This is a genomic window from Allobosea sp. AK1 (genome assembly GCF_006714945.1).
Taxonomy (GTDB): Bacteria; Pseudomonadota; Alphaproteobacteria; order Rhizobiales; family Beijerinckiaceae; genus Allobosea; species Allobosea robiniae.
This window is the reverse complement of the sequence record NZ_VFMG01000001.1, coordinates 42,336-55,659: the sequence shown is the minus strand read 5'-3', so window position 1 is coordinate 55,659 and position 13,324 is coordinate 42,336. Positions and strand designations below refer to the sequence as shown.

Genomic DNA, 13,324 nt, shown 5'->3' with positions numbered 1-13,324 from the left:
GTTGGGTCAAATCCGAAACCTGCCGGCGCAGGAGAGCGATCTGGTCGTTGAGAGCTTCGCGATTGCCATTGGCCATGCCGGTGGTCTCCACTCAAATGGATCGTCATCGCCCCTCTGGGCTCCAGAGTCAGGACGCCCGAGCGGCTTCGCTGTTCCACCACCTGCAGATTGTTCAAGGGCACCGGTTGCTTGCTCAATTGAAGCCGTCGGGCTGAATTCAGGCTGGTGCGAGAGCCCGCGAGAGCCTATATCGACTGATTGTTCATTATTTGTTCCGAGCGTCATGACACGCCGATCTGGCAGCGCTGATCTTCCCCTGCATTACGGCCGCGTTCCGCCCTGGCTGAGCGAGCGCATGGTCAGGCTCGGCAGCGTGATCTGCGAGGCGATTATCCAGCACTACGGCCGCGACGAGTTACTCCGGCGGCTGGCGCATCCCTTCTGGTTCCAGTCCTTCGGCGCGATCATGGGCATGGACTGGCACTCCTCGGGCATCACGACCAGCGTGATCGGAGCTTTGAAGCGCGGCCTGACGCCGCTCGCCGGCGAGCTCGGGCTTCATGTCTGCGGCGGACGCGGCAACCAGTCCCGCCGCACCCCGGCGGAGCTGGAGCAGATCGGTGGGAAGGTCGGGTTCGACGGAGCGGCGCTGGCTCAGGCGAGCCGGCTCGTCGCGAAGGTCGACAGCGCCGCGGTGCAGGACGGCTTCGACCTCTACCTGCACGGCTTCTTCGTGACGGATGACGGGCACTGGACGGTCGTGCAGCAGGGCATGAATGGCGATGGCGGGATGGCGCGGCGCTATCACTGGCATTCCGAGGGGCTCGGCAGCTTCGTCGAGGCGCCTCATGCGGCGATCGAGGGCCGTAGCACCGGTAATATCGTCAACCTGACGGATGCACGCGCGGATCGTGCCCGTACGGCGCAGGTCGCGATGCTTCGCGACGAAGGGCCTGATGCGATCGTCAGAGAGCTAGCTGCGCTCCAACCGAAGCGCGCTTGCGCCGATCAAGTGGCTCCGCAACTAACCCTGCCGCATATCGTGATGCCTTCGCATCATGATGTGAGGCCCAAAGACGTCATGGCGCGCCGCCTTCATGGTGCGCTCGCCGCCGCGGCCGACCGGGGCCCGAGCGATTTTTCCGAGCTTCTGCTCGTGCCCGGCATTGGTGCTCGTACCGTACGCTCTCTCGCGATGGTCGCGGAAGTGCTGCATGGTGCGCCATGCCGTTTCAGTGATCCCGCGCGCTTTTCGCTCGCGCATGGCGGCAAGGATCGCCAGCCCTTCGCCGTACCGACCAAGGTCTATGATCAGACGATCGGTGTCCTTCGTTCGGCCGTCGACCGGGCGAAGCTCGGTCAGGAGGATCGCCTTGCCGCGATCGCGCGGCTGGACGGCGAGAGTCGCCGGCTGGAACAGAGTGCGACAGGTCCGACGCTCGTCGAGTATGTCGCCGAGGAGCGCCGACGCTCGCCGGAGTACGGCGGCCGAAGCGTCTTCGGATGGGAGAGGCCGGATGGAGGCTGCGAAAAAGACAACGAGGCGAAATTCCGACGTCGGTAGGATACCCCTCGTCTACTGCAGCGCTATGGCCGCGAGTCGAATCCAGGCGGGGGCATGGTCGCTGGCCTTGTCCCAGCCACGCACGTGGCGATCGACACCCGCCGCTTCCAGACGCGCTGCCAGATCCGGGCTCAGAAGCAGATGGTCGAGGCGCAGGCCGGCATCGCGTCCCCATGCGTTTCTGAAATAATCCCAGAATGTGTAGATGCGGTCTTCGGGGTGAAGCTTGCGCAACGCGTCCGTCCAGCCTTGCGCGAGAAGCGCCTCGAAGGCGCGCCAGACCTCGGGACGAAATAGAGCATCGCCCAGCCAGCGCTCGGGCTTGTAGACGTCTCGCTCGGTCGGAATGACATTGAAGTCACCAATGAGCGCGACCGGAACGCGATGCGCCAGTAGCTCTGCGGCGTGGTCTGCGAGGCGTGCGAGCCAGTCCAGCTTGTACGCGAGTTTCGGGCCTGGCGCCGGATTTCCGTTCGGAAGGTAGAGACAACCGATCAGCACGCCTTGCACGACGGCTTCGATATAACGGCTCTGTTGGTCGCCCGCATGGCCGGGCAGGCTGCGGCGGTCTCGATGGGATCGCTGCCGCGTGCCAGGATGGCGACGCCGTTCCAACTCTTCTGGCCCGCCCAGATGCAGCCATAGCCGGCGTCTCGGATCGCTGATTCCGGAAACCTGTCCTGCGTAGCCTTCAGCTCCTGCAGGCAGACGATGTCCGGCTGGGTCTCGCTCAACCACCGGAGGAGGACGGGAAGGCGACCATTGCTGCCATTGATGTTGAAGGTCGCTATTCTCATGGGCTCCGATCTCTAGCTCCCTTGCCCGGGGCAGAACGCCCTTGCTTGCGCGTCTCCAGAGCGCGTTCGAGAGAGCGGGCGGCCCTTCTGGCATCGCGCAGTTCGGAAAGAGTCGGCTGCCACCAACCTTGTGCGAAATCATCGGCGGCGGGCTGGTGACGAGCTGGCCAAGCCTTAATCAGCTCGTCATGCGTGGGGCGGCGCCATAGTGCCCAGATCAGGTCGTCGCGCCGGAGCTCGCTCCAAGGATAGTGCTGTCGGGCGATCTCGGCTGGCACGATCTCACCGGTGACGTCCATAACCACGAGCGGTCCCTCATGGGACATCAGGACCCTGTCCAACGGAGGCAAAGCGGTTGCGGGAACGGGATAACGCTGCCGCCGCCGCTCGTTCGTCCTGGCTTTGGCGCCTTCATATTCGGGAGCGGATTTCGCAGCCGCGCTTCGCATCTTTCGCGCCTCTGGCTCGTTGCGCTGAGCTGCCGCTTCGATAACAGCCCATCGCTCACGCAGCGCGTCGACGGATCGGAAGGGGATGTGCCAGGCCTTGTCCTCACCATGCCACCAAGCCCAGGGCACGGCCCGCAATTCCGCGACCACGGTGCGCGAATAGGGCGTCCTAACGATGATTTCGCTATCGGTACTGAGATAGGGGCTGACGATGGGCTCGAAAGAGAAGGAATCCCGCCCGCGCTCATCGGCATTGGTGAACGTTGCCGGGAGTTCACGGTCAAGCCAACGCGTGACGCGTCGAGCGGCCGTCGTGCCCGTCAGTCGCCAGGCCCGATGCCGGTCGCACCAGCGAGCGCGCGGAAATGCCATGCGGAAGCGCTCGACGAATGCGGCATTAAAGGGAAACGATACGATTGCACCCCGACCATCGTCCTCCATGATCCGAACGTCACTGAGTTCGCCGCCCATCCGTTAATCCAGATCATGAGATCGCTGCCAGCAGCCAGCGCGCCGAACCAGTTCGATCGCTGCAAGGCTCCTCGATCTTATCTCTCGTGGAACTCGCGAATGGCCGGGCGGTTCAGGGCTTTGCCGGGGCGAAGGCAATGCGGGACCGAGGTGCGTCATGTCGAGCTACGATCATATCATTCACAAGGGCAACAAGGCTTCCTTGTTCACGCGCATGGCCCAGTCGGTCGCATCCTGGACCGGCAAGCCGATCACCTTCTTCGGTGCCGTGACTCTGATCGTGGTCTGGGCTGCGTCAGGACCGATCTTCGGCTTCAACGACACCTGGCAGCTCGTCATCAACACCTCCACGACGATCATCACCTTCCTGATGGTCTTCATCATCCAGAACAGCCAGAACCGCGACACGGCTGCGATGCAGATCAAGCTCGACGAACTTATTCTGCGATTGGAAGGTGCCCGCGAAGAATTGCTCGACCTCGAGGAGCTCGACGAGAAGGACCTCGCCCTCATCCGCGAGGATTTCTGTAAGAGGGCCTCATCCGCTCGCGACAGCACCAACGGAAAGACTACCGACTAAGCACGCCATGGCTGTACCGGAACTCCCGTGGGCATTGCTCGTTGCGCCCAGGCGGAGAGAACCAATGGCGGCGCATGCGGGATCACGAACGGTCATCTATGCGGCGCTGGTTGGAAATCTCCTGATCGCAGCGACGAAGTTCATCGCTGCAGCCTGGACGGGTAGCTCGGCCATGCTGTCGGAAGGAATCCATTCCCTCGTCGACACCGGCAATGGCGCACTTCTGCTTTACGGGCTGCACCGGGCGGCCCGACCGCCCGATCTCACACATCCGTTCGGGCATGGCCGCGAACTCTATTTCTGGAGCTTCATCGTTGCGCTGCTGGTCTTCGCTGTCGGCGCAGGCGTCTCGCTCTATGAAGGCATCGCCCATGTCATCTCGCCACATCCTGCGACGAGCCTAACCGCGAACTATGTGGTGCTCGGCCTCTCGGCTCTGTTCGAGGGCTATTCCTGGCGGGTCGCGTTGAAAGAGTTCAAGGAAGCCAAGGGTACCCTGAGCTATTTCGCGGCCGTGCGGCAAAGCAAGGATCCCAGCGTCTTCACGGTGCTGTTCGAGGATACGGCAGCTCTATTGGGCCTGCTCATCGCCTTCATCGGCATCACCGCAGCAGCCTATTTCGAGCGCCCCGAGCTCGACGGCGTCGCCTCGATCCTGATTGGCATCATCCTCGCCGCCACGGCGATACTCCTCGCGCGGGAGAGCAAGGCCCTGCTCATCGGAGAAGCTGCGCTGCCGCAGGTGCAGGAGGAGATCAGAGCGGCGGTCGATGGTGATCCCGATGTCGAGCGGGTCAACGGCATGATCACGGTTCATCTCGGCCCGGACCAGATCGTCGTGGCTCTGAGCCTTGAATTCAAGGACGATCGCTCCACCGCCGATATCGAGGATTGCGTCGAACGCATCGAAACAAAGCTCCGAAAACGCCGCTCGGACATCGTCTCGGTCTTCGTGAAGCCGCAGACCTCCGCGACATGGCGCGAGCGGCGAGCCCGGCTCGTGGAGTGAAGGTCGCGAGGTCGCGCTCAATAGCCAGGATAGGCATGCCGCTTGAGCAACCCGGCAAGATGGGCCGCATTGCGGGCGAGCATGCGGTTGGTCTTCGCTGTCGTTTCGGGAACCTGATCGAGGTCGATGAAATTCACGCTGCCCATCGCTTCGCCGACCCAGTAGGTCGGGCCTCCCGCGGCGATCGTGAACCCGACATCGAACAATGCTTGGCCGATTTCGGCGGAGACGTGATGGGCTCCGTCCTCGTTCCCGACGACGGCGATGGCTGCGACCTTGCCATAGGCAGGCGTTCGGTTCTGATCATCCGCCTCGTCGAGAAAGGCATCCATGCGTTCCAGTACGCGTTTGGCCACGCTCGACGGCTGCCCCAGCCAGATAGGGGTGCCGATCAGCAGGATATCGCAAGCGTCGATCTTGCGTCTGAGCGCGGGCCAGTCGTCGCCATCGCCTTCATCCGAAGAGACGCCTGGCTTGAGGTCGAGTGCAGCGACACGAACGATCTCGCGCTCGCAGTCGTCCGGAAACTCTCCCAAAGCCAGTTCGAGGATGCGCTGGGTCGAGGACGCGCCATCGGGCTTCAAGGTGCAATTGAGAGCCAGAACCGTGAGCGACATCTGCAGATCCAATCTTTGTTTGAGGCTGGTGATTACAACGGCTCGCAGCCATGTTTCAGCGGCCTTTCCGCGATGGCAGGAGCGTTGCGAGGAGGGAGCGAGCGGTGCTCGTCACCACATTGCCGGCCTCGGGGTCCCCGCTAGCCAGTGCGCCGGCGAAGCCTCGTGCCTGAGCGAAGGTGATATGGGGCGGCAGCGGCGGGACGTTCGGGTCGGTCACGATGTCCAGAACGAAGGGCCGATCGGCCGAGAGCGCCTCGTCCCAGGCCGGACCGACCTGCTCGGGATCGTCAACGCGGCGACCGCCCAGCCCCATGAGCTTCGCGATATCGGCGTAAGGGATGTCCGGGAGATCTTGGCTGGTGGGCCATTTCGGATCGCCGGCCTGAATGCGCTCTTCCCAGGTCACATAGGCCAATTCGCGGTTGTTCAGCACCATGACGATCAATCGCGGATCGGACCATCGCTTCCAATATTTGGCGATGGTCACCAGCTCGGACATGCCGTTCATCTGCATGGCGCCATCGCCCGCCAGCGCAATCGCAGGCCGATCAGGGTGCGCGAACTTGGCGGCGATGGCATAAGGAACGGCACAGCCCATCGTAGCGAGAGTGCCTGAAGCGGACCCCATCATCCCACGCCGGAATCGGAGATGCCGGGCGTACCAGACGGTGGTCGTCCCACTGTCGGCGGTGACGATGCAGTGGTCCGGCAGGCGATCCGATAGTTCCGATGCAACACGCTGCGGATTGATCGGCGAGGCTTCGACCAGCGCGCTGTCCCTGGCCTCCTGCCAGGCTTCGCTGACATGCGCCTCGATCGCCGCTCGCCATTCGCCATCCGTCTTGGGCTTCAGCAGAGGGAGGAGAGCTTCCAGCGTTGCCGCAGCGTCGCCGATGAGATTGACCTCCATCGGATATCGGAGGCCCAGCATGCCTGCATCGATGTCGATCTGGACACCGCGGGCTTGTCCCGGCTTCGGCAGAAACTCGGTGTATGGAAAGCCCGAACCGACCATCAGCAGCGTGTCGCAGCCCTGCATCAAGTCCCAACTGGCCTTTGTGCCGAGCAGCCCGATCGAGCCGGTGCAGAAAGAGACATCGTCCGGCACTGCAGCTTTCCCAAGCAGCGCCTTCGCAACTCCCGCTTTCAGCTTCTCAGCAGCGGCAAGCACGGTATCTGTCGCGCCCAGTGCCCCAGCACCGACCAGAATTGCAACCTTTTCGCCTGCATTGAGCACATCGGCCGCACGCTGCAGAGCTGGCTCGGCAGGAACCACCGGCGAGACCTCGATGCCGACACCGGAATGCGTCATGCCGTGCTCGCGAGCCGGCTCTTCCATGGTTTCGAGCTGGAGGTCGTTTGGCAGAATGACGCAGGTCACGCGCCGCTCTGCCTCCGCGATCCGAAACGCGCGATCGATCAGATGCGGTACCTGGGCCGGCACGGATGCGGTCTCGACATAGGCGCCAGCGACATCCTTGAAGAGCGATTGTAGATCAAGGTCCTGCTGATAATGCGAACCCATCGCCGAGCGAGCCTGTTGCCCGACGAGGGCGACAACCGGCCGGTGATCGAGCCGCGCGTCGTAAAGACCGTTGAGAAGGTGTACCGCGCCGGGACCCGAGGTCGCGATGCAGACCGCGACCTTTCCGGTGAAGCGCGTCTCGCCTGATGCCATCAGGCTTGCCATTTCCTCATGCCGAGCTTGGATGAACTCGATATCCTTTTCGCGCCTCTGCAGGGCGGCGATCAATCCACCGATGCCATCGCCGGGATAACCGTAGACGCGCCTAACCCCCCATTGGTGAAGGCGGGTCCAAACGAAATCGGAGACGGTGTCAGACATCGGGCGCTCCAGAGCATTGGACAGCGCACGCGAGACATTGATCTCGACGAGAGGCAGCGCCGTATGGATCCCCCAGCGGCACGATTCCAAGCAGAACCGGTAGCGTCGCGCGAAGTTCCTTTTGGATGTCTGCTCAGTATCGGCCGAAAATCTGCGCATCAGCCCATCTTTGCCGACCGACCGGATCGCGGGGGGCGGGAGATCAGAATGGCGATGCCTGCTGGCGGCATGAACGACTGAGGATCGAAGGCGTCGCTGCGCCGAGGGGAAGCCATGCCCTTTGCAATCGACAGGATCGATCTGGCCCGTGCCGAGGCTACTCTTCAAAAGGCACAGGCAGAATTCAAGCCGTCGCTTACGTCGATTTCTGAGGCTTCACTCTGCAAGGTCGCCAGAGGCCAGCGGGCATCAATCGCTCGGCGTGTTTTCATTTGCGATATGAGCCTCCGCCCATAGCAAGCAGGCATAGAGGTCAAGGGCTTCCTCCAGCTCGGCAAGCTCGTGTTTCTTGTCGCTGCCCATACAGCCGATGAGGTTCTGCGCGCGCTGGAGAGCCGTTTGAAGGTCCTGTTCGTTTTGGATTGTCAGGCGGGACATGGCTCTTGAACCGGACAGTCCGGGGTTCGTTCCGACAATCGCGATGTATGACGACAATGATCGCAGGAACGAATCTGCCTACGGACCGTTTGCGACTCCATTGAGTAGGGTGACGGTCTCCGCGGATGCCCAAGAACAGCTACGAGGACAGCATGGCTGCCGTCGACGAGATGAAGAGAACCACGACCGCCGATCATGCCGAAGGCGCCTCTTTGGCTCCTCGCCGGACCGGTCCCGTTCGGGGGTTACTGAAATTGCTCGTGCAGGCGGATGCATCCCACTCTAAGCTCAATCGTCTTGCAGCCGTCCTCATCCTGGCTGCAGCGATCTTGGCTTCCGCATTGTTCGGATACTTCCTGCCAAAGCTCCTGTTGTGAGTGCTCGAACTTGCGCGACCTGCAATTCCGCGACGCTAGGCATTAACATTTGATATTGAACGCCCGCGGCGCTCGTCTAGGTTGCATGTTTGCCTAGCCGCGTTTGATATGCCTTTCTCGTCCTTCCGCGACCCCGCCCATATCGCCCGCGCTCAGGGCGCATTCGAAATAGCCTGGAGCCGTATCAAGCGGCTGGTCATCGAGGCGGGTCGCGAACGCGAGCACGCTTGTGTTCATCATCGCATCGCTTGCCCTTGCCTCCTGCGATGAGGAGGAGTTGGCCGAGCGAGCATGGGAGCGCTACTGGCAGCGGTGACGCGCGACGGCAGACTATTTTTGATCGGCCGGAACTCAAGATGCACGAGCCTGTTTAAGAGCCGCTATCGTCGTTGCACCCATCGACGATAGCGGTGGACCCTCTGCCAAGATGACCACCGGAAGCGAGCCGGCGCATCATTCCCCCAGCCAGCCGGCTCGCTTCTTCCACCTTCGACCGGAGAGCGAGCCGCGGATGTACCGGCAGTTCCCGGTCGGGGCCTTGAACACGTATGGTACCTCGCAGACGACCCGGCGATAAAGGCCGCGGCTGAACCGGCATCTCCCTTTTCCAATTCACGATCGACCAACGGAGCTTTTTAAGCCCGCATAATGGCGTTTGGCAGCCCTCTCGCTCGCTGGTGAAATCTGGATGACGGCATCGTCGGAGTCGACAATGGAGCGACAACGGCCACTTCTCGCCGGTTCGCTCAACATTGCTGCACAGGGCGTGAAAAAGATGACGACGGCGAGGAACCAGATGCCCCTGTGAACGTATCGTTGTTCTGATAGTTCGCGGTTAGGCTGGGGGCCAAAACTTGCCGCTCAACGAGGCATTGAAGCAGCTACGCTCGCGCGAGGAAGAACTCGCACGCGTCCAGCGCATTGGACAGATTGGCGGCCTTGAAGTCGACCTACGGGAAGGGGCATTTCGGAACAGCCGATCGCCTGAGTATCTTGCCGTTCATGGGCTACCGCCGGAAGCCGCAAACGAAACTCATGAGGCTTGGGTCGCGCGCATCCATCCGGAAGACCGCGACCGCGTCGTCAGTCAGTTTCATCGAAGCGTCTTTGGCGCCGACACGGAGTACGAGGCGGAATACCGGATCATCCGACCTTCCGACGGCGAAATTCGTTGGATCCTCGCTAAGGCTGAAATCCAGCGCGATGAACTGGGCAAGTCGATCAAGCTGGTCGGTGCGCATATCGACATCACAGCGCGGCGTATTGCCGAAGAGCAGCGAGAGCTGATCGCCCGCGAATTGCAGCACCGCATCGGAAACATCTTCGCGGTGATCGGCAGCCTGATCTCGATGGCGGCGCGCGCGGAACCCGCATCCGCAAAATTTGCGGAGGAGATCGTTGGACGAATTCGAGCCCTGAACCGAGCCCACGGCATCGTTCTGGATCAGAGCGGCAAAAGGCCAGCGGACAATCTGCTGGACCTCATTGGCAGGCTGGTGGCGCCATATAACTCCGGTGCAAACCCGCGCATGACGGTCGCTGGTGACCACATCGAGGTCGGCCGTTCCGCCTCAACGGCAATCGCTCTGGTTCTTCACGAGCTGGCGACGAATGCAGTCAAGCACGGTGCTCTGTCGAGCCCAGCCGGGTCGGTCGAAATCGATGCACGCATATCGGGCGAGACCGTCATCCTGCGCTGGACGGAGGCTGGTGGGCCGCCGGTGGTCGGCGAGCCACTCAAGCGAGGTTTTGGCAGCGAACTTGTCGATCGAGCGCTGAGGTCTCAACTGGGCGCGCAAACGCACTTTGCCTGGCTACCGTCAGGCTTAGTTGCCATGATCGAGATGGACGCGAACAAGATCCAACTCTAGCCGGAGAACCTGGCCGGGATTATGGAGCAGCACCGCGAGGTATCCCTTCTTCGAGGCCCTTCTTCCAGGCCCTTCTTCCGCGGCTGGGGTTCTTTCCCGTATTCGCGGTTCTGCTGGGAATTAGCCCCGCCCTGAGCTTCAGGCCGATTTGCGCCGGGAGGCTTCGGGATGCGCTCCCGTTGTGATTCAGCGGAATCCGGTTTGGCGCCGAAACCTTCTTTTGTCGTTGGATGGATCGATTGGGCTGCCGCCCCGCCGACTAAGTCGATAGATGTCGACAGGATAATCCGATGACTTCGCATCGCACCATCCGATTGGATTAATTAACGTTCTTCTTTCCCGGGGTGTTCCTATGAGCCAGCCCAGAAGAGCCCCACCGGGATCTCCGGCGGGGTTTCACACGATGAGCTTGAGCCTGAATCCGGCGTCGTTATTCGATGACCTGAATGATCTTGCGCGTCTTCGGCTCGACGATGACAGTCCGATCGTTCACCACGGTATAGCGATAGCCGTGCGAACCGAACTCGGTCGGGACTTCGCGATACGTCACCCCGGTCTCAGGGAGCACCGCACCGACGCGCACGTCCTCGCGATAGGTGTACGACGGCACTTCGTGGGCTTGGACATAGGTCTTGAAACGAGGTGTGGCGTCGCCGGCGATGCCCCCGACGACGGCGCCTCCAACACCGCCCACTACGGCTCCGACCGGACCACCCACAATCGCTCCGCCAACCGCGCCGGTCGCGGCGCCCGCCGCAGCGCCCCCACGTGCGCCTTCAGGATTCTGGGCAAATGCCATCGTCGAGGTCAGCACGACAGCAGCAGCGAGTAAGGTCTTCTTCATAGGTCAATCTCCCGATTAACCCCCAGTCTCCCATCACAACAGAAGATGGCATGATGCGGTTCCCTGCGGGCCAGAGGTCATCGTGCGATTGGGTTGGAATGTATTGGCGTAGGCGACCTCCCTATGGAGACGGCTCGTCACTTGGTGTTCTGAGCGGCGGCAGAAGCGGAGCGGTCGTCTGGAACTGTTCCGCCGCCTTGGCTGGAACGTCTTCCTGCTCACCCTGGCGCCACAGCGTTGCGACGATGTAGGCGAGTCGCTCCCTCTCGCCCGGGGCTTTCAGTGGATCGTGGCCGTGTCTTGCCTCGACGATCGCCCAGGCTCGTTCAAGCGCGCTCTCAAGACGAAGCAGATCCTCGGGTGATGCGAAACTGAACGGCATGGATTTTTGTAGGTCGGCGCCAGTCAAGTTTCGTTATCATATGTTAGCGGCGCCGCAGCTAACGCGCATGATTGGAGAGAACCCGTCGCTCCCGGTTTCGAAGGATATGATTGGCCGGTGATCGACCTTGCCAGAGCCCTCCATAGGGCGAGGGCGACAACCATTGAATTCCGCTGCCGTTCCTAGGATTTGGATGATGTACGCGACCGTACAAAACCACCAGTGAATATATACTAGCGCCCGGCCCGGATGATCGCTGAATTATCTTTGCAAATCAATGTATTAGTAGCGTGTCTATGCTGGCCTGCTCCGCCAGGCCCGGAACAGAATTGCTCGCGACGATGTTCGGTTAGGCATCCCGCGGCGCCAGCCGCTCTCCATTCAGGGACATAACAATGAGAAAGCTCGTGCTCACGTCGCTTCTGGCGGCGATGACCTCGTTCGGCGCGTTCGCGCAGACCTCCACGACCTCGCCGAAGCCGGCGCCCGGTGCGGAAGCGGACAAGAATGCACCGTTGCCTGGCGCGAACAGCTTCACCGAAGGCCAGGCGAAAAGCCGCCTCGAAGCCAACGGCTATTCGCAGGTCACCGGCCTGAAGAAGGATGACAACGGCGTCTGGCGGGGGATGGCCACGCATGGCGGCGCCCAGGTCAATGTCAGCGTCGACTATCGCGGCAACATCACCCGCCAGTAATCGAAAGGAAGAGCGAGATGACCCAGACACTCACCCGTTCCTATAACAGCTATGAAACCGCCCGCTCCGTCGTGGAAGCGCTGGAAGCCGAAGGCGTGAGCTCCGCCGATATCAGCGTAGTCGGCCGCCATGCGTCGGTCGACGACAGCAATGCCGGGGAGGGCGCCGGCATCGGTGCGGCTCTCGGCGGCGCGGCCGGCCTACTCGCCGGCATCGGCATGATCGCCATTCCCGGTATCGGCCCCGTGGTCGCAGCCGGCTGGCTCGCTGCGACAGCGGCCGGCGCCGTTGCCGGCGGGGCAGCCGGTGGCCTGATCGGTGCCTTCACCAGCGCCGGCCACAGCGAGGAAGACGCCAACTACTACGCGGAGACGGTGCGGCGTGGTGGAACGGTCGTCTCGGTAAGGACCGCCGACGAAGATGTCCCCGCCGTCCAAGCCATTCTCGATGGCGCGACACCCATCAACCGCGACGAGCGGCTCGCCGAATACCGCGCTGGCGGCTGGTCGCGCTTCGACGAGACCGCGGCGCCTTATCGGCCGCCGGTCGTCTAGCAACCTCGCTTCGGGCCCCGCCGCAAGACGGGGCTTCGTCCGCAATTCTTGGATCAGGAGACCATCATGCCGAGCGAACCGAAAACCCTCGACGATCTCTTCCTCGATACGCTGAAGGACATCTATTACGCTGAAAAGCAGATCCTGAAGGCGCTGCCGAAGATGGCGAAGGCAGCGAACGCGCCGGAGCTCAAGCAGGCCTTCGAGACTCATCGCGAGCAGACCGAAGGCCATGTCGAGCGCCTGACCGAAGTCTTCGAGGCCATCGGCAAGGCGCCGCGTGGCAAGACCTGCGACGCCATTCTCGGAATCATCGAGGAAGGCAAGGGCATCATCGAGGAATTCGAAGGCAGCCCGGCCCTGGATGCCGGCCTGGTGGCTGCGGCCCAGGCCGTCGAGCATTACGAGATCGCGCGCTACGGCACGCTCAAGGCCTGGGCCCAGCAGCTCGGGTTGAAGGACGCCGTCAAGCTCCTCGATCAGACGCTTGGTGAAGAGGAAAAGACCGATCAGCTTCTCACGAAGCTCGGCATGACCTCCGTCAACAAGCAGGCGGCGTAACCATTGCCGGCATCCGGCCTTAAGGCTGGGTGCCACCCTGCCGGCGATGCGGCACGTTGTCGGCAGGGAGGGTACGGCAAGCGGCCGGGCGGTTTGCCGCAGGCAAG

14 protein-coding genes and 1 pseudogene are annotated in these 13,324 nt (G+C 62.2%); 8 read left to right on the top strand and 7 right to left on the bottom strand.

Annotated features, from left to right (window positions below):
- The first annotated feature begins 283 nt into the window (after window positions 1-283).
- Window positions 284-1,564, top strand: coding sequence for a DUF763 domain-containing protein (locus FHT98_RS00315; RefSeq protein WP_113584227.1), 1,281 nt, complete (start codon window positions 284-286; stop codon window positions 1,562-1,564).
- Window positions 1,565-1,576: 12 nt separating this feature from the next.
- Here the strand turns inward: FHT98_RS00315 and xth are convergent.
- Both xth and FHT98_RS00305 read right to left on the bottom strand, forming a co-directional pair.
- Window positions 1,577-2,361, bottom strand: a pseudogene (gene xth / locus FHT98_RS00310) (exodeoxyribonuclease III).
- Entirely contained in the window at window positions 2,358-3,281 is a 924-nt protein-coding gene (locus FHT98_RS00305) for a hypothetical protein (protein ID WP_185745036.1), read from the bottom strand. The pseudogene xth and the gene FHT98_RS00305 overlap by 4 nt, the downstream one beginning before the upstream one ends.
- A 157-nt stretch (window positions 3,282-3,438) precedes the next feature.
- Here FHT98_RS00305 and FHT98_RS00300 point away from each other — a divergent pair, with 157 nt between their 5' ends.
- Together FHT98_RS00300 and FHT98_RS00295 are read left to right on the top strand one after the other, a co-directional pair.
- Window positions 3,439-3,861, top strand: coding sequence for a low affinity iron permease family protein (locus FHT98_RS00300; protein ID WP_113584226.1), 423 nt, complete (start codon window positions 3,439-3,441; stop codon window positions 3,859-3,861).
- Between the two features lie 64 nt (window positions 3,862-3,925).
- The gene (locus FHT98_RS00295) at window positions 3,926-4,870 is read left to right on the top strand and encodes a cation diffusion facilitator family transporter (protein WP_113584225.1); all 945 of its coding nucleotides are present in this window, start codon (window positions 3,926-3,928) and stop codon (window positions 4,868-4,870) included.
- A gap of 17 nt (window positions 4,871-4,887) precedes the next feature.
- Here FHT98_RS00295 and FHT98_RS00290 read toward each other — a convergent pair whose 3' ends face one another.
- The 3 genes from FHT98_RS00290 to FHT98_RS00280 all read right to left on the bottom strand — a co-directional run bounded on the left by FHT98_RS00290 (window position 4,888) and on the right by FHT98_RS00280 (window position 7,933).
- The gene (locus FHT98_RS00290; RefSeq protein WP_113584224.1) at window positions 4,888-5,487 is read right to left on the bottom strand and encodes a flavodoxin family protein; all 600 of its coding nucleotides are present in this window, start codon (window positions 5,485-5,487) and stop codon (window positions 4,888-4,890) included.
- 55 nt (window positions 5,488-5,542) lie between these two features.
- Window positions 5,543-7,336, bottom strand: coding sequence for a thiamine pyrophosphate-requiring protein (locus FHT98_RS00285; protein ID WP_113584338.1), 1,794 nt, complete (start codon window positions 7,334-7,336; stop codon window positions 5,543-5,545).
- Window positions 7,337-7,744: 408 nt separating this feature from the next.
- Window positions 7,745-7,933 (bottom strand): hypothetical protein, encoded by a 189-nt coding sequence (locus FHT98_RS00280; protein WP_113584223.1) that lies wholly within the window; start codon window positions 7,931-7,933, stop codon window positions 7,745-7,747.
- Window positions 7,934-8,085: 152 nt separating this feature from the next.
- Here FHT98_RS00280 and FHT98_RS00275 point away from each other — a divergent pair, with 152 nt between their 5' ends.
- Together FHT98_RS00275 and FHT98_RS00270 are read left to right on the top strand one after the other, a co-directional pair.
- Window positions 8,086-8,310, top strand: coding sequence for a hypothetical protein (locus tag FHT98_RS00275; RefSeq protein ID WP_142111743.1), 225 nt, complete (start codon window positions 8,086-8,088; stop codon window positions 8,308-8,310).
- A gap of 854 nt (window positions 8,311-9,164) precedes the next feature.
- A complete protein-coding gene (locus FHT98_RS00270) occupies window positions 9,165-10,181 on the top strand; it encodes a PAS domain-containing protein (RefSeq protein ID WP_113584221.1) in 1,017 nt (338 codons plus the stop codon).
- Window positions 10,182-10,611: 430 nt separating this feature from the next.
- Here the strand turns inward: FHT98_RS00270 and FHT98_RS00265 are convergent, their stop codons facing one another.
- Both FHT98_RS00265 and FHT98_RS00260 read right to left on the bottom strand, forming a co-directional pair.
- The gene (locus FHT98_RS00265; protein ID WP_113584220.1) at window positions 10,612-11,025 is read right to left on the bottom strand and encodes a DUF1236 domain-containing protein; all 414 of its coding nucleotides are present in this window, start codon (window positions 11,023-11,025) and stop codon (window positions 10,612-10,614) included.
- A 121-nt stretch (window positions 11,026-11,146) separates the two neighbouring features.
- Window positions 11,147-11,434, bottom strand: coding sequence for a hypothetical protein (locus FHT98_RS00260; protein ID WP_142111741.1), 288 nt, complete (start codon window positions 11,432-11,434; stop codon window positions 11,147-11,149).
- Window positions 11,435-11,802: 368 nt separating this feature from the next.
- Here FHT98_RS00260 and FHT98_RS00255 point away from each other — a divergent pair, with 368 nt between their 5' ends.
- The 3 genes from FHT98_RS00255 to FHT98_RS00245 all read left to right on the top strand — a co-directional run bounded on the left by FHT98_RS00255 (window position 11,803) and on the right by FHT98_RS00245 (window position 13,217).
- Entirely contained in the window at window positions 11,803-12,102 is a 300-nt protein-coding gene (locus FHT98_RS00255) for a PepSY domain-containing protein (protein WP_061966366.1), read from the top strand.
- Window positions 12,103-12,119: 17 nt separating this feature from the next.
- Entirely contained in the window at window positions 12,120-12,656 is a 537-nt protein-coding gene (locus tag FHT98_RS00250) for a hypothetical protein (RefSeq protein WP_113584218.1), read from the top strand.
- 66 nt (window positions 12,657-12,722) lie between these two features.
- On the top strand, window positions 12,723-13,217 hold the full coding sequence (locus tag FHT98_RS00245; RefSeq protein ID WP_142111738.1) for a YciE/YciF ferroxidase family protein: 495 nt from the start codon (window positions 12,723-12,725) through the stop codon (window positions 13,215-13,217).
- Window positions 13,218-13,324 lie beyond the last annotated feature (107 nt).

Excerpts from the sequence above, each read along its gene's own strand:
- FHT98_RS00315 (WP_113584227.1), top strand. The coding sequence starts at position 284 with ATGACACGCCGATCTGGCAGCGCTGATCTTCCCCTGCATTACGGCCGC.
- FHT98_RS00305 (WP_185745036.1), bottom strand. The coding sequence starts at position 3,281 with ATGGGCGGCGAACTCAGTGACGTTCGGATCATGGAGGACGATGGTCGG.
- FHT98_RS00300 (WP_113584226.1), top strand. The coding sequence starts at position 3,439 with ATGTCGAGCTACGATCATATCATTCACAAGGGCAACAAGGCTTCCTTG.
- FHT98_RS00295 (WP_113584225.1), top strand. The coding sequence starts at position 3,926 with ATGGCGGCGCATGCGGGATCACGAACGGTCATCTATGCGGCGCTGGTT.
- FHT98_RS00290 (WP_113584224.1), bottom strand. The coding sequence starts at position 5,487 with ATGTCGCTCACGGTTCTGGCTCTCAATTGCACCTTGAAGCCCGATGGC.
- FHT98_RS00285 (WP_113584338.1), bottom strand. The coding sequence starts at position 7,336 with ATGTCTGACACCGTCTCCGATTTCGTTTGGACCCGCCTTCACCAATGG.
- FHT98_RS00280 (WP_113584223.1), bottom strand. The coding sequence starts at position 7,933 with ATGTCCCGCCTGACAATCCAAAACGAACAGGACCTTCAAACGGCTCTC.
- FHT98_RS00275 (WP_142111743.1), top strand. The coding sequence starts at position 8,086 with ATGGCTGCCGTCGACGAGATGAAGAGAACCACGACCGCCGATCATGCC.
- FHT98_RS00265 (WP_113584220.1), bottom strand. The coding sequence starts at position 11,025 with ATGAAGAAGACCTTACTCGCTGCTGCTGTCGTGCTGACCTCGACGATG.
- FHT98_RS00255 (WP_061966366.1), top strand. The coding sequence starts at position 11,803 with ATGAGAAAGCTCGTGCTCACGTCGCTTCTGGCGGCGATGACCTCGTTC.
- FHT98_RS00250 (WP_113584218.1), top strand. The coding sequence starts at position 12,120 with ATGACCCAGACACTCACCCGTTCCTATAACAGCTATGAAACCGCCCGC.
- FHT98_RS00245 (WP_142111738.1), top strand. The coding sequence starts at position 12,723 with ATGCCGAGCGAACCGAAAACCCTCGACGATCTCTTCCTCGATACGCTG.